This window comes from Mesorhizobium sp. CA5 (assembly GCF_020165105.1).
In the GTDB taxonomy this organism is placed as follows: domain Bacteria; phylum Pseudomonadota; class Alphaproteobacteria; order Rhizobiales; family Rhizobiaceae; genus Mesorhizobium.
In genome coordinates this window covers 1-20,515 of the sequence record NZ_JAIUHJ010000021.1, presented here as the reverse complement: position 1 = coordinate 20,515, position 20,515 = coordinate 1, and the positions used below count along the sequence as shown (strand labels likewise).

The 20,515-nt window shown below is 63.5% G+C and carries 18 protein-coding genes and 1 tRNA gene; 7 read left to right on the top strand and 12 right to left on the bottom strand.

Going from position 1 to position 20,515, the window contains the following annotated elements; genetic code table 11:
- Positions 1-9 precede the first annotated feature (9 nt).
- Positions 10-792, bottom strand: a complete 783-nt coding sequence (locus LB529_RS23480) for a hypothetical protein (RefSeq protein ID WP_224608373.1) — start codon at positions 790-792, stop codon at positions 10-12.
- 149 nt (positions 793-941) lie between these two features.
- On the opposite strand from LB529_RS23480, the gene LB529_RS23475 reads away from it, so the two are divergent.
- Positions 942-1,955 (top strand): sugar-binding transcriptional regulator, encoded by a 1,014-nt coding sequence (locus LB529_RS23475; RefSeq protein WP_224608371.1) that lies wholly within the window; start codon positions 942-944, stop codon positions 1,953-1,955.
- 1 nt (position 1,956) lies between these two features.
- On the opposite strand, the gene LB529_RS23470 is transcribed toward LB529_RS23475, so the two are convergent.
- From LB529_RS23470 to LB529_RS23445, 6 genes are all read right to left on the bottom strand, one after another.
- On the bottom strand, positions 1,957-3,027 hold the full coding sequence (locus LB529_RS23470) for an acyltransferase family protein (protein ID WP_224608369.1): 1,071 nt from the start codon (positions 3,025-3,027) through the stop codon (positions 1,957-1,959).
- A gap of 416 nt (positions 3,028-3,443) precedes the next feature.
- Positions 3,444-3,520: transfer RNA gene (locus tag LB529_RS23465), tRNA-Pro, on the bottom strand.
- 54 nt (positions 3,521-3,574) lie between these two features.
- On the bottom strand, positions 3,575-4,882 hold the full coding sequence (locus LB529_RS23460) for an O-antigen ligase family protein (protein WP_411962573.1): 1,308 nt from the start codon (positions 4,880-4,882) through the stop codon (positions 3,575-3,577).
- 5 nt (positions 4,883-4,887) lie between these two features.
- On the bottom strand, positions 4,888-6,423 hold the full coding sequence (locus LB529_RS23455) for an undecaprenyl-phosphate glucose phosphotransferase (RefSeq protein ID WP_224712423.1): 1,536 nt from the start codon (positions 6,421-6,423) through the stop codon (positions 4,888-4,890).
- 96 nt (positions 6,424-6,519) lie between these two features.
- Positions 6,520-7,650 (bottom strand): glycosyltransferase family 4 protein, encoded by a 1,131-nt coding sequence (locus tag LB529_RS23450; protein ID WP_224712422.1) that lies wholly within the window; start codon positions 7,648-7,650, stop codon positions 6,520-6,522.
- A 10-nt stretch (positions 7,651-7,660) separates the two neighbouring features.
- Positions 7,661-8,224 (bottom strand): polysaccharide biosynthesis/export family protein, encoded by a 564-nt coding sequence (locus tag LB529_RS23445; RefSeq protein ID WP_095767646.1) that lies wholly within the window; start codon positions 8,222-8,224, stop codon positions 7,661-7,663.
- A gap of 263 nt (positions 8,225-8,487) precedes the next feature.
- Here LB529_RS23445 and LB529_RS23440 point away from each other — a divergent pair, with 263 nt between their 5' ends.
- Positions 8,488-10,719, top strand: coding sequence for a GumC family protein (locus tag LB529_RS23440; RefSeq protein ID WP_224712421.1), 2,232 nt, complete (start codon positions 8,488-8,490; stop codon positions 10,717-10,719).
- Between the two features lie 220 nt (positions 10,720-10,939).
- Positions 10,940-11,374, top strand: coding sequence for a peptidylprolyl isomerase (locus LB529_RS23435; protein WP_224639633.1), 435 nt, complete (start codon positions 10,940-10,942; stop codon positions 11,372-11,374).
- 218 nt (positions 11,375-11,592) lie between these two features.
- Here LB529_RS23435 and LB529_RS23430 read toward each other — a convergent pair whose 3' ends face one another.
- Positions 11,593-11,829 (bottom strand): hypothetical protein, encoded by a 237-nt coding sequence (locus LB529_RS23430; RefSeq protein WP_224712420.1) that lies wholly within the window; start codon positions 11,827-11,829, stop codon positions 11,593-11,595.
- 123 nt (positions 11,830-11,952) lie between these two features.
- The gene (locus LB529_RS23425; protein ID WP_224712419.1) at positions 11,953-13,182 is read right to left on the bottom strand and encodes a GNAT family N-acetyltransferase; all 1,230 of its coding nucleotides are present in this window, start codon (positions 13,180-13,182) and stop codon (positions 11,953-11,955) included.
- Between the two features lie 90 nt (positions 13,183-13,272).
- Here LB529_RS23425 and LB529_RS23420 point away from each other — a divergent pair, with 90 nt between their 5' ends.
- Complete coding sequence (locus LB529_RS23420; protein WP_224712418.1) at positions 13,273-14,331, top strand: polysaccharide deacetylase family protein; 1,059 nt, start codon at positions 13,273-13,275, stop codon at positions 14,329-14,331.
- 33 nt (positions 14,332-14,364) lie between these two features.
- Here LB529_RS23420 and LB529_RS23415 read toward each other — a convergent pair whose 3' ends face one another.
- Positions 14,365-14,580 carry a DUF2842 domain-containing protein gene (locus tag LB529_RS23415; protein ID WP_040999884.1) on the bottom strand — a complete coding sequence of 72 codons (216 nt, stop codon included), beginning with the start codon at positions 14,578-14,580 and terminating at the stop codon, positions 14,365-14,367.
- Between the two features lie 151 nt (positions 14,581-14,731).
- Between LB529_RS23415 and LB529_RS23410 the strand changes: the two genes are divergently transcribed.
- Positions 14,732-15,823 carry a COX15/CtaA family protein gene (locus LB529_RS23410; protein WP_224712417.1) on the top strand — a complete coding sequence of 364 codons (1,092 nt, stop codon included), beginning with the start codon at positions 14,732-14,734 and terminating at the stop codon, positions 15,821-15,823.
- Positions 15,824-15,875: 52 nt separating this feature from the next.
- Here LB529_RS23410 and argC read toward each other — a convergent pair whose 3' ends face one another.
- A complete protein-coding gene (argC, locus tag LB529_RS23405; protein WP_224712416.1) occupies positions 15,876-16,808 on the bottom strand; it encodes an N-acetyl-gamma-glutamyl-phosphate reductase in 933 nt (310 codons plus the stop codon).
- 29 nt (positions 16,809-16,837) lie between these two features.
- Positions 16,838-17,839: an agmatinase gene (speB, locus tag LB529_RS23400; RefSeq protein ID WP_224712415.1), complete on the bottom strand. Its 1,002-nt coding sequence runs from the start codon at positions 17,837-17,839 to the stop codon at positions 16,838-16,840.
- A 124-nt stretch (positions 17,840-17,963) separates the two neighbouring features.
- On the opposite strand from speB, the gene LB529_RS23395 reads away from it, so the two are divergent.
- Together LB529_RS23395 and LB529_RS23390 are read left to right on the top strand one after the other, a co-directional pair.
- A complete protein-coding gene (locus LB529_RS23395; protein WP_224712414.1) occupies positions 17,964-19,178 on the top strand; it encodes an acyltransferase family protein in 1,215 nt (404 codons plus the stop codon).
- Between the two features lie 83 nt (positions 19,179-19,261).
- Positions 19,262-20,320, top strand: coding sequence for a glycerophosphodiester phosphodiesterase family protein (locus tag LB529_RS23390; RefSeq protein ID WP_224712413.1), 1,059 nt, complete (start codon positions 19,262-19,264; stop codon positions 20,318-20,320).
- Positions 20,321-20,515 lie beyond the last annotated feature (195 nt).

Here is a 20,515-nt window from a genome sequence, read left to right as displayed (position 1 = left end):
TCGCGGCGGTTACGCTAGATGCGCGAGCAGGGTGGCGAGAACCGGTGTCAGTTCCTGGACGGCATTGGCCTGGGCGCAGGCCTGCCGGATGCGGTCTTCCCGCACTTCGGCAGCCAGCACCGCGATCTCGAGAATGTCGGGCTCGGGCGTTCCATCCGCCTTGGTCGCCAGTCCGCAGGCAAGCGCCACGGGCGCGAGGCACCTGATGTCGAGAGACCGGTCGCCGGCTATCGCCGGGCCTGGACCGGTCTCGCCAGGCTGAACCGGACGGTGGTTGAGGCATTCGACGAGCAGAGCCGCACAGGCCGCCGCGACCTGGTCCGTCGATGCCGCATCCGCCGTCGCGCCGGCCAGGAGGTCCGCGTAGCGCTTGCGCATTGCGACATGCACGGCGGAAAAGCTCGCCTCGTGGACGCGCGGATTGTCGATGCCGTAGCCGGCAAGGACCGCGCGGGTCAGATAATACATGTCGCGCCTGAACTGACGCTCGCCGCCGATCTGCCGGTCTTCATCGCCGTGCGGGAAATAGATCCGCAGGCTTTTGACGGTCGTGCCGTCGACCTTGAGCGGCCGGGAATGCGGTACGAAGGATTCGGCGATCGTCAGCGCCTCGTCGACGGCGCTCGCGGCGTGGCCGAGCAGGCTGCGGCCCGGGAAGAGAGGCAAATTGCCGGCGATATCTTGCGAGGGGTCGCCAGCGCTGTCGTGGCGGTTCTGGCGGATGGCATCGCGCAGTTCCCGAAGCCGGTCCTTCAGGTTGGCGCGGACGTCTTCGGAAATTTGTCGCAGCATCGCCAATTGCCTCGAAATGCTGAAGCCGGTCACGGCTTTGGGCGCCAGCCGCCCTCTCTAGATTGTTCGTCTCGCTTGGTAGATCAATAGGCGATATTTAACCAGCATGCAGAATCGGCGAGGTGTCACCGCCGGGGTTGGAGGGGAAATTGGGCAGGCGACGGCAGGGCGAACCAGAAAACGGCAGGGCGGCGGCCGAGGCATCCGAGCAGGTCGTGAGCGAAAGCCGGACCGACCGCCTCAGGATCCGCGCCGCCTGGATGTATTTCGTCGAGCAGATGACGCAAAACGAGATCGCCGACGTGCTCGGCGTCGGCCGCGTCACCATCGTGCGCATGCTGGCCGAGGCGAGGGCACGCAACGAGGTGAAGATCACCATCGAGAGCGAGCTTTTGGAGATCGTGCGGTTGGAGCGCGCGCTCGAACAGACCTTCGGACTGCAGCAGGCGCTGGTGGCGCCGCTCACCGATCCCAATGCCGACCCGATCCCGGCAATCGCCGCCAAGACCGGCATGTTCCTGTCCGACGCGATGAAATCCGGCATGCGGGTCGGCGTCGGCTGGGGAGTCACGCTGTTCAACACCTTGCCCTTCATCAGCGCCAAATCGCTAACCGATTTCAGCGTGATTTCGCTGCTTGGCGGCGTCGGCGTCGCGCGCCGGGTCAACCCGGCCGAGTTCGCCTGGCGCTTCGCCCAGATCTTCCAGGGTGACGGCTATCTGATGCCGACGCCTGCGGTCGTCGACAGCGTCGAGACAAAAATCGCGCTGGTCGAGCGCTGCGGCCTGCAGGAGATTTTTGAGATGGCCGATGCGCTCGACGCCGTGCTGCTCAGCGTCGGCGGGATCGCTTCGGCCACCACTTTCTCGCGCGGCGGCTTCCTGAAGGAAGCGGACCGCGAGGCGCTGCTTGCGCGCGGCGCCGTCGGCGATCTCCTGTTCCATTTCTATGACCGCAATGGCGATCTGGTCGACCATCCCGTCAACAGCCATGTGATGTCGGTGGATGTCGACCGCCTGCGCAAGGCGCCGATCCGCATCCTCACCTCCGGCGGCGCGGAAAAGACCGAGGCGCTGCTCGGCGCCATGAACCTGATTGCGCCGACCATCCTGATCACCGACGAGGAAAGCGCGCGCCGCATGCTCGCGGCGCATGGCGCTTGAATCATGCGACGGAAGGGCTCGCTCGCTGCGGAATTGAGGAGCGCAGGTGCTTGCGGGCAGGTTCCTCCACCAGAATGAAAACGACGACCGAGATAACGACCAGCAAAGGCTGGTACAAAAGACTTCCGACCCATTCCCATTCTCCGGTGAACAGCACCGGAATCCACTTTCGCACCGGGATTTGCAGGATGTAGAGGGCATAGCTTGCATTGCCCAGCAGCACGAGCGGCTTGTACGACAGCACGCGTTGGGTCTTGCCGTCATTCACGGCGCATGTCGCAATCAGCGCGACAAAGCCGATCGCCGCGAAACCCCCTGTCGTCACCATGCGTGTCGCGACAAGCGTGGCAACCGTGAACGCCATGGCCAGAATGGCTGGCCGGTCGCTGCGGAAGCGATCGAACGCGCCGGCCCTAAACAGCAGAGCGCAAATGATGCCGGTCATGAATTCGGGCAGCCTCAGCAGCGGGAGAGGCACCAGCTTCATCCAGCCGAACGCAAGGTAGCCGGTCGGTCCGAGACCCGGCAGACACATAACTACGAAAATCAGCACCAAAGCTGCCAGGCTGATCCACAGGACTCCGCCCGTAAGCCTTGAAAGGACGGGAAGCAATAACGGGAACACAAGATAGAAAAAGAACTCGATCGAGAGTGTCCAACCCGGAGGATTCCAGAAGAATCCGAGCATTGTCGTTGGTCCGCCCCATGCCTGAACAAGGCCAAGTGTCGCCAGTGATGCAAGCGGGTGATCCAAGGGCATGCTTGTCAGCGGCAAAGCCACAATAAGGGCAAGGAGATAGATTGGATAAATTCTGGAAAACCTCGCTAAGGCGAACTGTCGGATCTCGTACCAGTCAGACATCTTGTCGAAGTAGGAATGGGTGAGAATGAAGCCGGACAGCAGGAAGAAGAACGAGACGCCCAGATAGCCGTTCTGCACAAAATTGGCGATCGGGGGCGGCGCTCCGTCAATGTCTGCCGAGTGGAAGGCAAGCACATAGAGAGCGGCGAAAAATCGCAAGCTGGTCAGCTGTGTGAGGCTCGATCCCGCTGAAGAAGGCTTCGGTTTCATACAGAGTGCCGTTGCTGTAAGCGCGAAGCGGTGCTCAGAACTGTCGATACTGCGTGGAATCCTATACGCCGAGCCGCATTAACAAATCCGTTAACGCTCCACGCCGGTGTCAGCGCCCGGCGCCATGGGGGAGAACCGAGGCGCTGCTCGGCGCCAGGCACGTGACTGCGTCGACGATTCTGATCGCCGATGAAGAAGCGCACCGCATGCCCACTGGCGGACGGACAACGATCTTCTTGTTCTTCGGCCTCCTGGCCAGATAGATCTTCCGCTCGCGTGACAGCCCCCAAGCTTCTGCCGACAAGTCGCGGAACTACTCTAAAATCAACGAGAAGCTGTTTTTGGACCAAACGGTTGCCCAAGGAGCGGAAGCCTTCGGCTCAACCTAAGAACTTGGGGGGAAGTTCTCTTTCAAATGGTCGGAGTGGCCGGATTCGAACCGACGACCCCTTGACCCCCAGTCAAGTGCGCTACCGGGCTGCGCTACACTCCGGACCGGGTGGCGATGTATCGTGATAAGGCGGTGCGGGTCAACCGAATTCGGTGCCTATCGCGCAGGTGAAATTGCAACGAGCGATGCAGGCCTTCCCAGCCGCAATTCCCGCTGGTGCCGGTACTCCAGCGCGATCGCGCCCCAGACCAGGCCGAGCAGCAAATAGAGATGGCGCCAGTGGTCGATGTCGATGAAGGTGCCGAGGCCGATATTGCCGAGATAGGCGACATAGGCGCAGAGCAGATAGGGCTGCCACGGCCGGTCGCGCAGAAGGATGCGGAAGCCGGCGCCGATTGTCCATAGCGTCAGCGTCAGGAACGAGACGAAGCCGAGCCAGCCATAATCCATCAGCGCCTTCAGCCAGATGTCGTGCGTGTCCTCGCCATAGATCGTGCCGAAGACCAGCGGGCCGATGCCGAACGGGTGCTCCATCGCCAGCTGGAAGCCGATCGAATAGCGGGCGAAGCGGCCGAGCCGCGCCGAATCATAGCTCTGCTCAAGCTGCGCGCGCTGTGTGAACATGTCCGACACGCCGGGTAACTGCAGGATGACGATGAGGGCGATGACCAGCAGCGCCGCGGCAGCGATCGTCATCACCACCACGCGCAGCCGGAACTTGCCACTGGCGCTCTGCAGGAAGAGGCAGGCGGTGAGCAGCACCGCCGACACGGCAAACATGCCCCAGGCGCCGCGCGAGAACGAGAAGAAGATGCCGGCGGTGATGATGAGCAGCGGCACGGCCAGAAGCGGCATCCGCGACACCGGGCCGGTCAAGAGCAGATAGAGCAGGTAGGTGCCGGGCAGCACCAGGAACGGCCCGAACACGTTCGGATCCTGGAAGGCACCGGCGGCGCGGTCGTATTTGGTGAACATTTCCGCGCCCGGAAACGCATGAAAGTAACCGGCGATGCCGAGCAGCGACGTCGCCACGGCCGACACGACATAGGCGATGAAGATCAGTCGGTAGAGGCTCGGCTGGACCGAAGTCACCGAGGCGAAGAACACCGCGCTGAAGGCCAAAAACAGCGAGACGGCGAGATAGAGCGGGGTGTTGGCGAGGTCGGCCATCTGGGTCATCGCGATCATGCCGCCGATGTTCATCGCCACCAGAAGCACCAGCAGGGGCATGATCGCGCGCGAGATTCGAAGCCCGAACAACGCCCAGACCGCGATCAGCCCGGCCATGTAGATTTCATAGGGCGCCGGCTCGCTGATGACGAAGCCGGAAAGCAGGATGCCGACGCCGATCGCAGCCGATGCGATCAGCGAGATCAACTTGGCGTTGACCGCCCGCGGCGGCAACCGGTTGACTGCCGATGGCTGCAACTGGTTGACAGCCTGTGGCGGCAATTCACTGGCGATGGCGCTCAATAGGCGTTTTCCGTGTTGAGCAGGCGGATCGGCGTCAGGAACAGGATGCGCAGGTCGAACAGCATCGACCAGTTCTCGATGTAATAGAGGTCGTATTCGGTGCGCATGCGGATCTTTTCGTTGGTGTCCATCTCGCCGCGCCAGCCGTTGATCTGCGCCCAGCCTGTGACGCCGGGCTTGACCTTGTGGCGGGCGAAGTAGCCGTCCACCACCTCGTTGTAGAGAAGGTTGTGCGACTGCGCGGCGATGGCATGCGGGCGCGGCCCAACCAGCGACAGCGAGCCGAACAACGAGTTGAAGAACTGCGGCAGCTCGTCGATCGAGGTCTTGCGGATGAAGCGGCCGACGCGGGTGACTCGCGGATCGTTCTTGGTCACCGTCTGCTTGGCGGTCGGATCGGAGCGGTCGGTGAACATCGAGCGGAACTTGTAGACTTCGATGATCTCGTTGTTGAAGCCGTGCCGCTTCTGCTTGAACAGCACGGGGCCCTTGCTGTCGAGCTTGATGGCGATCGCGGTGACGAGCATCACCGGCGAGAAGACGATGATCCCGATGAGCGAGAAGACGATGTCGAAGGCGCGCTTGGCGACCGAATCCCAGTCGTTGATCGGCTTGTCGAAGATGTCGAGCATCGGCACCGAGCCGATATAGGAATAGGCGCGCGGCCGGAACTGCAGCGCGTTGGAATGTGCCGAAAGCCGGATATCGACCGGCAGCACCCAGAGTTTCTTCAGAAGCTGCAGGACGCGCGATTCGGCGGTCAGCGGCAGCGACACGATCAGCATGTCGATGCGCGCGATGCGGGCAAATTCGATGAGCTCGGAGATGGTGCCGAGCTTCGGGTAGCCGGCGACGATCGGCGGCGAGCGCTTGTCGTTGCGGTCGTCGAAGATGCCGCAGATGCGGATGTCGTTGTAGGGCTGCTTCTCGACCGAGCGGATCAGCTGCTCGGCCGCCTTGCCGCCGCCGACGATGAGCGCGCGGCGCTCCATGCGGCCGTCGCGCGCCCAGCGCCGGATGAGGCTGGACATCACGAGTCTCAGGCCGAAGATCAGCGCGAAGCCGGCCACGAACCAGGTGCCGAACAACAGGCGCGAATAGTCTTCCGACGCCTTGATGGCGAAGGCGGTGAGCGCCATCAGCGCGAAGCTGCCTGCCCAGACCAGCAGCACGCGGCCGAAATTCGCGAGGGGGCGCATCAGCGCCGCGATCTGGTAGCAATCGGTCACGTCGAGCAGCACCACGGCCAGGAACGACGTAGCCGCGATCGCCAACGGATACTGCCAGGCCAGATAGCTGAAGAAGCCGACATAGTGGAAATAGACGCCGAGCCCAGACAGGAACAGCATCGCGAACTCGACCATGCGCAGCACGCCGCTGACCATGATCGGCGACATGGTATCACGCCGGTATTGCGAAGCGACCTGGCGCGCCACATCGTTGATGCCGCCAGGCTTTTCGCCATCGGCGGGAGCATCGTAGTTGCGCACCGCATCTATGGAAAAGCGGTGCGCGGGGTCGATCTCATTCATGGGAACTGTCCGCGAGCTTCGCGCAACTGCATAGCAAAAGAGAGCTAAGAAAGCCTTGAAACAACCGGTGGTTTTGGAGTTGTTGCGGCCCGCGGCCTATTTGTTCAGTGCCGCGAAATAGGCCTTCTCGATATCGGCGGCCATGACATCCGCACCGAATCGGGCCTTCAGCTCATCGGCTTGCGGCATCAGTTTTCGATAGCCGTCAAAGTCGCTGAGCGCCGCCCCCATTTTGGCGGCGAGCTGAGATGCGTCGGGGCGGATCAGGGCAGGGGAGTCTTCGCCGAAAATTTCCGGAATGCCTCCGACAGCGGTCGCGATCATCGGCATGCCGGCGGCTAAAGCTTCGAGCACGATATAGGGCATCGCCTCCGCGCGGGATGGCACCACAATCAACTCGGCCAGAGCGAAAGCCTGTCTCGCCGGCATGGGCGGCAGGAATCGGACGCGGCTTTTCAGGCCGAGTCGCTCCACTTGCGCGTGGTAGCGCGGCAGGTCGTCGCCGTCGCCGACCATCACGGCGCTTAAGGGGCGTCCGAGCTCGTCGCCGGCCATAGCCAGCGCATCGATGAAGATATCCGGGCCCTTCAGGTCGCGCATCATGCCGATGTACAGGAAATCGGCGGCATTCGCTGCCGTCGTCACCGGTTCGAATTCGGCGGCGCGCAGGCCGTTATAGACAAGCGTGTTGGGTATGGGCGGCTCGCCGACCTTGCGGCGATAGGTGTTGCCCTCGTAGTCGGAAACGAACAGCAGGCAATCGGTGAAGCGCGCCATGAAACGCTCCAGGCCGAAGAACAGCTTTCCCATCGCGGTCGTTTCGTCATAGTGGAGGGAGCCGCCATGCGGCGAATAGAGGCGGGCAACGCGAAACCTTGATACCCGCAACAGTGAGCCGAACAGCCGGGCATAGGCGCCACCCTTGGCGCCGTGCCCGTGCAGCACGTCCGGCCGCAATTCCTGGATGATTCGATAGGTGCGCCAGGCCGAGGCGAGGTCGCCCGGCCCGACATGACGCTGCATCGGCGTGCGATGGATGCCGAGCGCGAGGCTGTCCTTCATCGCCTCGAACAAGCGCTCCTCATAGTCGCCGCCGGTGGTCGAGTCGCAGACGATTCCCACCGCATGGCCGGCGGCGACCTGCGCCTCGGTCAGGTCGCGCACGTGCCGGAAGATTCCTCCGACAGGTGAGCGAAAGCAGTGCACGATCCTGAGGTTCACCGCCACGACGGGTTTTTCAGAACAGCCGTTCGCGGACGTAGACGGTGTCGCCGGGCAGGAGTGGATCGGATGTCAGCACCCGCCCGGTCATCACCTTGCCGTTGATATCGCGGGTGATGTCGACGCTCTCCTGATTGGCGCGCGGCGTGAAGCCGCCGGCAATGGCGACCGCCTTTTGCACGGTGAGTCCCGGCACGTAGGAATACTGCCCGGCAGCGCCCACTTCGCCCATGACGAAGATCGGCCGGTAGCGGTCGATTTCGACCGAAACGTCGGGATCGCGCAGATAGCCTTGGCGCAGCTTGTCGGCGATCGCTTTTTCCAACTGCTGCGCGGTGTGGCCGCGCGCCGGCACCGCGCCGACCAGCGGAAAGGACAGATAGCCGGACTGGTCGACGCTGTAGGTGTTGGTCAACCCGTCCTGCTCGAACACCGTGACACGGACGCGGTCGCCGGCGCCGAGTCGGTAGGGCTGATCGAGCACTTCATGAAAGGCGGCGGGTGTCGGGCGGTAGCTCGAGCAGCCGGTGAGCAGCGACAGGGCAAGCAAAGCGCGAAAGAGGGAAGCAGTGCTTTTCATGACCGGCCAGGAACCTTCATCGCTCTTGCCGCAAGCCGCGGCACAACCCCAGGAAAGTGCGACCGTTATCAGCCTGTTAGGGTTAATGGGCGGTAAAGGAGCGCGGTCCGGGAGAGCGGAGATCGGTAAAAAGCCCAATTGTTCTATTGCTTTCGAGCAATCTTCTTTGAGTGCCCTCTAATAAGCATTCATTCTGATCTTAACGGGTGAGTTACCATAGTTCTTTACGGTCCAGCTTCGACTCAAAGCTCGGAGCAGGATGCATGTCCGTTCAGTCAGCGGCCGCAGACGTCGATGTCGACCTGAGACAGCTCTTCGCCAGCCTGGCGAGGAACTGGCTGCGCATTGTTTTTGTCACGCTTTTGGTCACCGGGCTGGCCTTCGCCTTCGCCTGGCTCGCGACGCCCTATTATAAGGCGACAGCCAAGCTGGAGATCGGCTCGCGCGAATCGGAATACACCCGGCCGCCGGGCACCAACGACGACGACAAGCCGATTCTCGACGAGCAGGGCGTGGCCACCCAGGTCCAGATCATTTCCTCGCCCGACATCCTCAAGCAGGTGGCGACCAAGCTCAACCTGGACAAGTTGCCGGAGTTCGACGAAACGCTGAAAATGTCGTCGCTCGGGCGTGTGCTTGTGCTCGTCGGCTTGAAAAGCGATCCCTTCGATATCCCGCCGGACGAGCGTGTGCTGAACGCCATGCACGACAAGCTCAATGTTTACGCCGTTGAAAAGACGCGCGCGATCGCGATCGAGTTCGCCTCGAAGGATCCCAAGCTTGCCGCAGCGGTCGCGAATGGCATTGCCGAGGCCTATATCGCCTCGAAGAGTGACGCCAAGCTCGAATCGAACGCCGCCGCGACCAACTTTCTGGCGCCGGAAATCGCCGATCTGCAGAATCGCGTGAGGGATGCCGAGGCCAAGGTCGCCGCGTTCCGCGCCCAGTCCGACCTGCTGATGGGCGGCAACAATTCGGTGCTTCCGACTCAGCAGCTCTCTGAGCTGTCGAGCGAATTGTCGCGTGTGCGCGCCAGCCGCGCCGCCGCCGAGGCGAGTGCCGAGAGCGTGCGCCGGGCGCTGCGGAATGGCGGTTCGCTGGACAGCGTGCCGGAGGTCCTGTCTTCCGAGTTGATCCAGCGCCTGCGCGAGCGCCAGGTGGAGCTGCGGGCCAATATCGCCGATCTTTCCACAACCCTGCTGGACAATCATCCGCGCATCCGGGCGCTGAAGTCGCAGCTTGCCGACCTCGGCGGCCAGATTCGCAACGAGGCGCAAAAGATCATCCGGGGGTTGTCGGCTCAGGCTCAGACGGCGAAGGCCCGCGAGGATCAGCTGATCGCGGACGTCAACACCTTGAAGGCCGCGTCAGCGCGCGCTGGCGAGCAGCAGGTGCAGCTGGATGCCTTGCAGCGCGACGCGAACGTCCAGCGCCAACAGCTTGAATCCTATATGGCAAGTTACAATGCGGTAGCCTCGCGCAAGGATCGCAGATACTCGCCTGTGGCGGCGAGCCTGATCGCGCAGGCCCAGGTGCCGTCGCAACCTTATTTTCCGAAGATCGGGCCGATCACCGGGGCCGCCGCCGCCGCTTCGCTGCTGCTGATGGCGATCGGCACGCTGCTTGGCGAGCTGTTCTCGGGCCGTGCCATGCGTCCGGCCGCCGGCGCCCGTTTCACCGATATCGAGCAGGTGGCGATGCCCGCTGCGCGCACCGAGCCGGTTGTAGCCGAAATCGAGGACGACCAGAGTCCTTTCGCGTCCTATGAGACGTCCATGGCCAGCGAGCGACGTCCGGAGAGACAGCCGCCGATCGCGCAGAATGAGACATTTGAAGCCGACACCGTTGCGGCAGAGCAACCAATGCCCGAGCCGGAACCCAAGCCGGGTCCGTCCAGGCTCGGCGAGATAGATGTCGACAGGGCTGCCGAGAAGTTGATCGGTTCCGGCGCCGCGCGCGCGATCTTCGTATCGCCGGAAGGCGACGAGGCGGCCGCCTCCGCCGTGCTCGTGGCGCGTGAAGTAGCTGACGCCGGCCTGCGCGTGCTGCTGCTTGACCTCACGGCATCGGGCGCCGCATCGCGGCCGATGCTGGACTCGAGCCTTTTCCCGGGTATCACCAATCTGCTTGCTTCCGAAGCGCAGTTCAGCGACGTCATCCACCCCGATCTTTATTCCGACGCGCATGTCATTCCGGTCGGCACCGCCGACCCCGTCCGCGCGATGCGCGCCGCCGATCGGCTGCCGATCATCATGCAGTCGCTGACCACGGCCTACGATCTCGTCGTGGTCGAATGCGGCCCGGCCGACGCGCAAGGCATCGGCCGCCTGGTCGGTGACGGCACCGAAGTCTTCCTGTCCATGCTAGAGGCCGACGACCAGGTGACGCAGGCCGCGGTCAAGCTGATCGAGAACGGCTATCCCAACCTGACACTGGTCACACCGGTCGGCCATGAACCGGGAGACCCATTGCCCCGACGCCGGTCGGCCGCATAAGACCGGAGGCCGGCACCGCGACGAATGGGACACGGCTCAGCCCCGGGGCAATTCTTAGCTACAAGGGCGAACCGCGGCATTTCTCGGCGACTCCTGCACTTTACATCGGCGGCGAGGCACCTAGTTTTGATGCTTCGCGCTGCGCATTTTCGTGCGTGGATGATCGAGAGCGGGACCGTGAACCCTAAGCCGGCCCCTCAACTCCCAAAGGATGGCTGTTATGACACAGGCCAAGAACGGCGACACCGTGCGCATCAACTACATTGGGCGTCTGGTCGACGGCACCCAATTCGATTCTTCCGGCAATGAACCGTTGCAGTTTACACTGGGTGAAGGACAGATAATCGCTGGTCTCGAAACCCATGTCGAAGGCATGGAGGTCGGCGCGAAAAGCACCGTCACCGTCCCCGCCGACGCCGCTTATGGCCCACATCGCTCTGAAGCGGTCGTAACCATCGACCGCGCCAGCGTGCCGGAAAACATCAACGTCGATATTGGCACCCGATTGCAAGCCCGCACCCGCGAGGGACGTGCCATGCAAGTAACGGTCATCGGCGTGGACGATGCCAGCGTCAAGCTCGACGGCAATCATCCGTTGGCCGGAAAGGACCTAGTGTTCGATGTTGAATTGGTCGAGATCGTTCAGGCGGCATAGTTAGGCAATTCCAGGAAAAGTGTGAGCGGTTAGGTTCGGCAACTTCGCCGCAGCCTTCCGGCTGGAATTGCGTCAAAGACAAAGAGACAGCGCGGTTCGCCGTTTCCGTGAAACGGTGCAACCGCTCCAGAACTGAACGACTGCCGCAGGGTCGCGGTCAAGGGCGCGTTCGAAAAGGCATTCCCGTGTGGCCCGAAGGGGCAGCGGAATCGCGATTGTCACGGCGCGCGATCGGTCAGAGCGTTGGCCCCTTCCTGCCCGGCGCAGTGCGCGCAGCAATAGATGACATCGCCCTGCTCGACGCCATGTCCCATGATCCGCACCCTGCAGTGAGGGCAGGTCGGCGCAAGCTTCTGGACCGCGCACTCGAAGCTGTCGAACGTGTAGGCTTGCCCGCCCAGGCTCACAAGGAATGCCTTGTCATAGTCGTTGCCGCACTGGTCGCACTTAGCCATGGCCATTCTCCTTCTGGGTGCGAAAACCTCCCGGCGCTCGATAGGTTCCGTTGAGTCACTCGGGGTCCCGCTTGCGCGCATCGTGCCGGGAACACGACGGCGATTGTGCGACTCTGACCAGGCCTAGCTGTCGTCTTCGGTCGCGACAGGCGCCGCCTGTCCGGCAGCCTTGCGGCGCAGCATTTTGGTCAGCTTCCAGACCGTCGGGTTGTTCTTGATGAAGCCCTTCGCGCGCGCGCCTTGCCGCATCGTCGTCGCCAATGCGCGGCCCTTCAGCGTCAGCGGCGCAAGCACCTCGAAATGCTGGACCTCGATGTCGCACCAGAGCCGCTTGTAAGGCTCGTCGCCGACCGAGAAATCATACACATCGAAGCCAAGCTCGCAGGCTTCCTGGATGTTGTCGAAGAACAGGAAGTCGCCCGGGCTGGCGGACGAGAGATCGTCCTCGGCGATGGCGCCGAACTCGCAGATCAGCCGCTTGCCGGACCGGCTGGAGCCGGTCACCGCGCGCAGCTTGCCCGCCACATCCAGGCCGTGCAGCAGGAAGGGCGGCTTTTCCTCGGCCAGCGCATCGGCGAACAGCGCCCGGAAGAAGTCGTGTATTTGTCTGTCGCCGAAGACATTGGCGATGCCCATCTTGGCGAAACGCACCTCCTTCATCTCGAGGAAGGCATCGAGCAGCCTGTCGACCTCCTCGGGTGTGCGTGCCTCGATGCGGCGGAAGGCGCCGACCGCCTCGAACTTGCGCGTCTGCGAGCGGTGCTTCTTGCGCTTGCGCTTGCCGCTCGCGCGCGACAGCAGCGCGTCGAACCCGCCGCCGAGATCGACCGCAAGCGCGAGGTTCGGACTTGGAAAGCCGGGCAGCGCGGCCAGCGGATTGGCGACGCCGTCGAGTTCTGGCAGCAGCCTTTCAAGCGAGATCAGGTCGATATCCGGCCGCGCCCGCCCGATTGCCTTGAACATCGAGCGGATCGCCTGGCCGTCGATAGAAGGCAGGAAACGCGGGTCGGCGGCGGCGAAATTGCCGTTGGCGTGGCGCCCGCCGGCGAAACGGGCAACCTTGAACGGGCCGCGCCCCACGATCTCCAGGGCCAGCGACAGCGCCGGGCGGCCATCGCAGGACAGCGTCGCGACAACCATGTCGGCGCCGGTCGCGGCCGCCCAGTTGCCCACCCAAGATGCGCTTTGCGCCGGCGCGAACAGCGCCGAGGCGCAGAATTGCACATAGTCGGCAAGGCCGGTGCCGCCGCTTGCGATCACAGTCCACCGACCCTGATCGGCTCGCACCGGGCGCGCGGAAGCCTCGTTGGCCGCGACCCGATTGCCATCAAATGACGCGGTGGCGTCAACCATCCCTCAATCCTTAAGACGTATTGGTTGCAACCTGGGGTTCGCATAGGCGAATGTCGTGCTTGAATAAGCCTAGGCGCAAAAGGTGAAGGAATGATCGACGGGGGCGATGCAATCCGGAAGCTGGCGCTGAACCTTGCCCGCTACTCCGGCCTTGCGCCTCTGGCGCGGCCGTTTGTCGGCGGCATCGGCGCTATCCTGATGCTGCACCGCGTCACCGCGACACCGGAGAAGCCGAACAGCGTCAATCGGCATCTGAACATCGCTCCCACTTTCCTCGACAAGCTGATCTCGGACATGAAGGGGCAGGGTTATGCCTTTGTTTCCCTTGATGAAGCGATCGAACGCATCAAGACGGGCGGGAAAGGCGGCCAGTTCGCCACGATCACGGCCGACGACGCCTATCGCGACAACATGACCGAGGCGCTTCCGATCCTGGAAAAACACGGCGCGCCGATCGCCATCTACGTCGCCCCCGGCCTGATCGACGGCGCCGTCGACCTCTGGTGGGACGTGATCGAGGACATCGTCGACACCAGCTCGCGCCTGACGCTGACGATGGGTGGCAAGTCGACGACGATCGATTGCTCGACACAAGGTCGAAAGATCCAGGCCGTCGCGCGGCTGAACACCTGGCTGACGTCGGAGGTCCCCGAGGAAGAGCAGGGCGCTACGCTGCGTGAACTGGCCCGTTCGAACGGCTATGAATTCGGCACAGGCCGCCCATGCACCTTGATGAACTGGGATGAGCTTCGCACCATGGCCGCCCATCCGCTAGTGACCATCGGCGCGCATACCGTCAATCATCGGAACTTGAAGCGGCTTTCCGAATCCGATGCGCGCCATGAGATCGGCGATGTCCGTCGCATTCTCAAGGAAAAGCTCGGCGAAGAGCCGCGTCATCTGGCTTACCCTTACGGCTATGTTAGCGCCGTCAGCTGCCGCGAAGTGGGCTTTGCCCGCGACGCAGGCTATGCGTCGGCGGTGACCACGCGGCATGGAGTGCTGCGCTCCGAGCATGCCGGCTTCCTGCACGCGTTGCCGCGCATCTCCGTCAATGGCCGCTATCAGAGCCTTGCGCATATCCGCACGATGCTGTCCGGCATCACGACGCCGCTGGCCAATGCGGGCAAGATGGTCGTTACGGTCTAGGCCTGCTTCACGCTTGCCTGACGCCGGCAAGGTTCATCCCTTCGGGCGCGGCTCGATGATCAGCCATTTGATGATGGCCATGGCCGGCAGAACCCAGAGAAAGCCGCTGAGCAGGAAGAACAGGAGATGCGCCGTGGGCCCGTATTCGGCGAGCCTGGTGACCGCGACGGCGGAGGCGATCAGCGCGTAGATGACGACCAGCGCCACGAGCAATATGGTTCCGATCAGCTTTTTCAGGCGAATGGGCATGTCGCGGTTCCGTTGACCCGCCCCGCTTAGGCCGAATGACAAGAGCGCGCAACCGTCGCGACCCGGCGCGACGGCGTGCCGCGCTGTCCAGTCTTGCCAGTTGAGCGGCCTTGGTCCACCAATCTCGCGTTTCAACCGCCGGGAATGCGAAATGGCTGCCATCACCGCCACAGCCCCCTATGCCGCACGCGACCGCGACCTGCACAACCGCGCTTTGGTGCGCGGCTGGCTCTACGTCGTGCTGCTCGTGCTGGTCGCGCTGGTGCTGGTCGGCGGTTCCACTCGTCTCACCGGCTCGGGTCTGTCGATCACTGAGTGGCAGCCGATACACGGCGTCATCCCGCCGCTCAACGACGCCGAATGGCAGGAAGAGTTCCAGCGCTACCAGCAGATCCCGCAATATGCCGAGATCAACAAGGGCATGAGCGTCGAGGATTTCAAATCGATCTTCTGGTGGGAGTGGGCGCACCGCATCCTGGCGCGCGGCGTCGGGGTGGTCTTTGCCTTGCCGCTGCTGTTCTTCTGGGCGACGCGCCGCATCGAACGAGGCCTTGGGTTGAAGCTGGTCGGCATCCTTCTGCTTGGTGTACTGCAAGGCGCCATCGGCTGGTGGATGGTGGCTTCGGGCCTGGTTGACCGCGTCTCGGTCAGCCAATACAGGCTGGCGACGCATCTGACGCTTGCCGCGCTGATCTTCACGGCGACAATGGTGGTGGCGCGAGGCTTGGCGCCGCATTCCGAGCCCGCCGCCGACCGGTCGACGCAGCGGCTCGCCGGCGTCATCGTGCTTTTGGCGCTGATCCAGATCTATCTCGGCGGGTTGGTCGCCGGGCTGCACGCGGGCCTTTCCTACAACACATGGCCGCTGATGGATGGAAAGGTGATCCCCTCCGATCTGCTTCTGCTGAAGCCCGCCTGGCTGAACTTCTTTGAAAACCCAAAGACGGTGCAGTTCGTCCACCGACTGGGCGCCTATGTGATCTTTGTCGTGGCACTCTGGCATATGGTCGCGACGTGGCGGCGCCAGCCTGGCACCACCCATGCCCGCCGGGCCACGCTTCTGTTCGCGCTGGTGGTCGTCCAGGCCTCGATCGGCATCGGCACGCTAGTGATGCAGGTGCCGCTGCACATGGCATTGACGCATCAGACGATCGCGCTTGTGTTGCTTGGCTTCGCTGCCGCGCATTGGCGCGGCACCAAGGGCGCCTATCCGCTGCCGACCGATATACGCGTCAGAGGCTGAGGCGAACCTTGCGGATCGCCTCGGCGGTAGCAAGCTCCAGGTTCACGACCGCTCAGTGCTTGATGCCGAGCATCAGGTCGAGATTCTGCACCGCGGCGCCCGACGCGCCCTTGCCGAGATTATCGTAGACGGCCATCAGCAGTGCTTGCGCCCTCTCGTCATTGGCGAAGACGTAGACCTTCATCCGGTTGGTGCCGTTATAGATCTCCGGATCGATCTCCGGCATGCGCTCCATGAGGGTGTAGGGCGCGACCTCGACCACGCCGCCATCGATCGACGCATAATGGTCGGCAATCGCCGCGTGAAGCTCGGCGCCAGTCGGCACGCGGTCGAGACCGCCGAGTTGCAGCGGCACCACGGTGATCATGCCTTGCGCGAAATTGCCCACCGCCGGCTGCATGATCGGGTCGTGCGACAGCTTTGCATAGGTGCGGAGCTCCGGCACATGCTTGTGCTGCAGCGTGAGCCCGTAGGGTAGGAACTCGGGCGCGTCCTCGCCCTTGCCGACATAGTCCTCGATCATCGGGCGGCCGCCGCCGGAATAGCCGGAAATGCCGTTGACGGTGACCGGGAAGTCGGCAGGCAGCAGGCCCGCCGCAACCAGTGGCCGCAGCGTCGCGATCGGCCCCTGCGGCCAGCAGCCCGGATTGGCTATGCGTTTCGCGCTGCCGATCCTCTTCGCCTGGTCCTTGTCCATTTCGGCGAAGCCATATTCCCACCCCTCGGCCACGCGATGCGCGGTCGAGGCGTCGATCACCTTGGTCGTATCGTTCGTAATCAGCGACACGCTTTCCTTGGCCGCCGCATCCGGCAGGCAAAGGATCGCGACATCGGCCGCGTTGAGCATCTCGGCGCGGGCGGCAGTCTCCTTGCGGCGTTCCGTCGGGATGGAGATGATCTCCAGGTCGTCACGGTCGGCCAGCAGCGCCCTGATCTGCAGGCCTGTCGTGCCGTGTTCGCCGTCAATGAAGATTTTCGGTTTCATCGCTTGCCAAATTCCTCGCGATTCCAAAGTCATATGCCGTAGGCGTGATTTGCCGCGGCATGATGGCCGTTGCTCAGTTCGTCGAGCCGCGCCTTTCGCTCTGCCAGCAGACCGAGATAATGCATGGCGATGATCGATCCGGCGATCGCCGTTATATCGGCATGATCGTAGGCCGGCGCAACCTCCACGATGTCGGCGCCGACGATGTCGATCTGGCCGAGTTGGCGCAGTGTCGACAGCATCTTGGCCGAGGAGGGGCCGCCTGCCACCGGCGTGCCGGTGCCCGGCGCGAAGGCCGGGTCGAGACAGTCGATGTCAAAGGTGAGATAGGTCTTCTTGCCACCGGTGCGCTCGACGATCGCATAGGCGATGTCGGAGGCGCGCATCTCCTCGACCTCATGGCCGTAAAGGATCTTGATGCCGAACGTGTCGGGCGCGTGCGTGCGGATGCCGACCTGGATCGAGCGATCGGGGTCGATGATCCCCTCCTTCACCGCGCGGGCGACGAAGGAGCCGTGATCGATGCGCTTGCCGTCGTCGGGCCAGGTGTCCTGGTGCGCGTCGAACTGCACGAGCGCCAGCGGCCCGTGGACGGCGGCATGCGCCTTTAGCAGCGGCCAAGTGACGAAATGGTCGCCGCCCAGCGTCAAAAGGAACGCGCCTGATTTCAGGATCTTGGCCGCCTCGCGCTCGATCGTGCCGGGAGTTTTCTGGTGATTGCCGCTGTCGAGCAGGCAATCGCCATAGTCCACCACTGAGAGATGCTCGAAGAGGTCGCGCGAGAATGGATATTGCGGATCGTTGTCGAGGATCGCCGAGGCGCGGCGGATCGCCTGCGGCCCGAAGCGAGCGCCGGGCCGGTTGGTGACGGCGGCGTCGAAGGGAATGCCCCACACGACCGCGTCCGCGCCCTTCACGTCCTTCGTGTATTTGCGCCGCATGAACGACAGCGCGCCGGCATAGGTCGGCTCGAACGACGCGCCCGTCTTGGAGCGGGCGGTGAAGGCGTGGTCGATCTCATTGTTCGCCATTAGGAATCCTCGGTTTCGTCGGGGCAGCCACAACTACAGAACCGGCACGCAACATGCCAGTCACAGCTTGCGGAAACGAAGCGGCGCTCGGCGAGTGCCACGGCAACACAGGATCTGTATCATTATGGCTGAGACTGCCTTGCTCAATCTTGCATCCGCGCCCGCCGCGACCCGTGTCGGCACGACGGCCGGAGAGCGTTTCCTGGTGCTGGATTCCTGGCGCGGCATCTGCGCGCTGCTGGTGGCGCTGTTCCACTTCCCGACCAGCTCGATAGTGTCGCAGAGCGCCTTTGTCGGCGGCTCCTATCTGTTCGTCGATTTCTTCTTCGTGCTCTCCGGCTTCGTCATTGCCAGCGCCTATGGCGGACGGCTCGCCGGGCAGGACGACCTTGCACGGTTCGCGCTCGTGCGTTTCGGCCGCATCTATCCGTTGCATCTCCTGATGCTCGCCGCCTTCGCCGGCTTCGAGGCGCTGCGGCTCGTGCTGCCGGCGCTTCACGGAACGGGCCCGGCGCCCTTCACCGCAGGCTTCGACCTGAAGAGCCTGGTCGCCAACCTTTTCCTTCTGCAGGGCATGGGCGTTGAGGATCATCTGAGCTGGAATGCGCCGAGCTGGAGCATTTCGGCCGAGTTCTTCACCTATCTGCTTTTCGCCGCCGTCGTGTTCACCGCCGGCCAGCGCGCCTGGATATGGCTCGTTGCCGCAGCCGCGACGGCGCCGCTTTTCCTGCTCGCGGTCTCGACGCGTCATATGGACGTGTCCTTCCATTTCGGCTTCCTCCGCTGTCTTTACGGCTTCTCGCTCGGCGCGCTGCTTGCCTGGTTTCAGCACGATTCCATTGCAGAGGCGCGACAGGCGCTGAGCGGCGGGGCAGGGCGCCTCGCCTGGACGCTGGCGGAGCTGGCGATGATCGTCGTGATCGCGCTGTTCGTTTCGGTGGCGGGAACGAATGACGCCGGCATTGCCGCGCCGGTCATCTTCGCGCTGGCGCTTTATCTCTTCGCCCATGAGGGCGGGTGGGTCAGCTTGGCCTTGCGCAGCTGGCCGATGCTGCTGCTCGGCTCGCTCTCCTATTCGATCTACATGGTCCACATCTTCGTCCAGGCCCGCATGATCAATGTCGGCGGCCTGATCGAACGCAAGCTCGGGCTCGGCATAGTCGGCGACCTGATGCTGCGCGGTGACCATGCGACCGGCTTCGGCCCCGGCTCGCCCTGGATCGGCTTCGCGGCTTTGGCCGCGATGTTGATCGCCGTCATTGCCGCGTCGTGGTTCACATGGCAATTCGTCGAAATGCCGGCACTGGCCTGGTTCCGCCGCATTTCCAAGCGGATCTGATCCAAAAACTAGCCGGCTTCGTTCATTGCGCTGTCATGGGCATCGCCTAACCGGGTTCCAACCCGGAACGGAGCGATTCCCCGATGCGAACACTCTGGCTGAGCCTTGCCTTTTCCGCCGCCCTTGCCACCGTTGCGGGGCAAAGCTTAGCTGGTGAAAGCCGGGCCAGCCAGATTCTCGACCGCTTCGAGCATGCCAACCAGTGGCGCGATCATGTGATGATTGCCGCGCATCGCGCCGGCAGCATGCAGGCCGGCAAGACGCTTTACGCCGAGAATTCGCTGGCCGCGGTCGAGGGCTCGATCGCGATCGGCGCCGAGATCGTCGAGGTCGACGTCCGGCGCGCGAAAGACGGCGAGTTCGTCATCATGCATGACAGCTGGCTCGACCGCACGACCACGTGCAAGGGCGAGGTGGTGAAATACACGTTGGCCGAGCTTAAGAAATGCCGGCTGGTCGTCGAGGGCACGGGCACCGTCACCAAAGAGACCGTGTCGACACTGCGCGAGATGCTGCTGACGACCAGGGACAGGATCCTGATCAACCTCGACAACAAGCTGGAGGTGACCGACCTGCCTGGCATGGTCGCGGAGGCGCGCGATCTCGGCATGGCCGACCAGGTGATCGTCAAGGAGAATCTCTGGAACCGGCAGCGCATCGATGCCGCGAGCGCGGCACTTACCCAGGCCGGCGGCGGCTTCCAGTTCATGCCGATCCTTGCCGACGACGCCGTGCATGATGCGGCCTTCGCCGATGAGCTCGACAAGGCGTTTGCGCCGCGCGCCATCGAATTGATCACCTGGCGCAACGGCGCCGAGACGCTGACATCGACCGGCGGGCCGCTGTTCAGCACCCGCATGCGGGCGGAAGCGGCGCGGGGCGACTGGCACCTCTGGGCCGACACCTACGCCGTCGTCAACAAGCCCGGCGGCTTTCTCGCCGGCGGCCGCGGCGACGAGCTTGCCGTCGCCGCCAGCCTGCCGCGCGAAGCCTGGGGTTTCTGGGTCGACCGCGGCGCCACCATCATCCAGACCGACGAGCCGAAGGCGGCAATCGCGTGGCTGACGGCCAATGGTTATCGCGTGCCTTACACGACGAACGGCAGGACTGCTGAGCCGGCGCATACGGCGAGCATCAATTAGCTGGCGTTGGCGCTGGAGCTGCCAATCTCCCCCCTCGTGGGGGAGATGCCCGGCAGGGCAGAGGGGGCGCTGTCCCGCCGGCGTAACGGTGCTTGGGTTCCTCGCCCCCGCCAAAGGTGGGGGAGAGGTGTCCGCGAAGCGGACGGAGAGGGGGCCTTCGTAGGGCGCTCCCCTCTCCGTCTCGGCTTCGCCGAG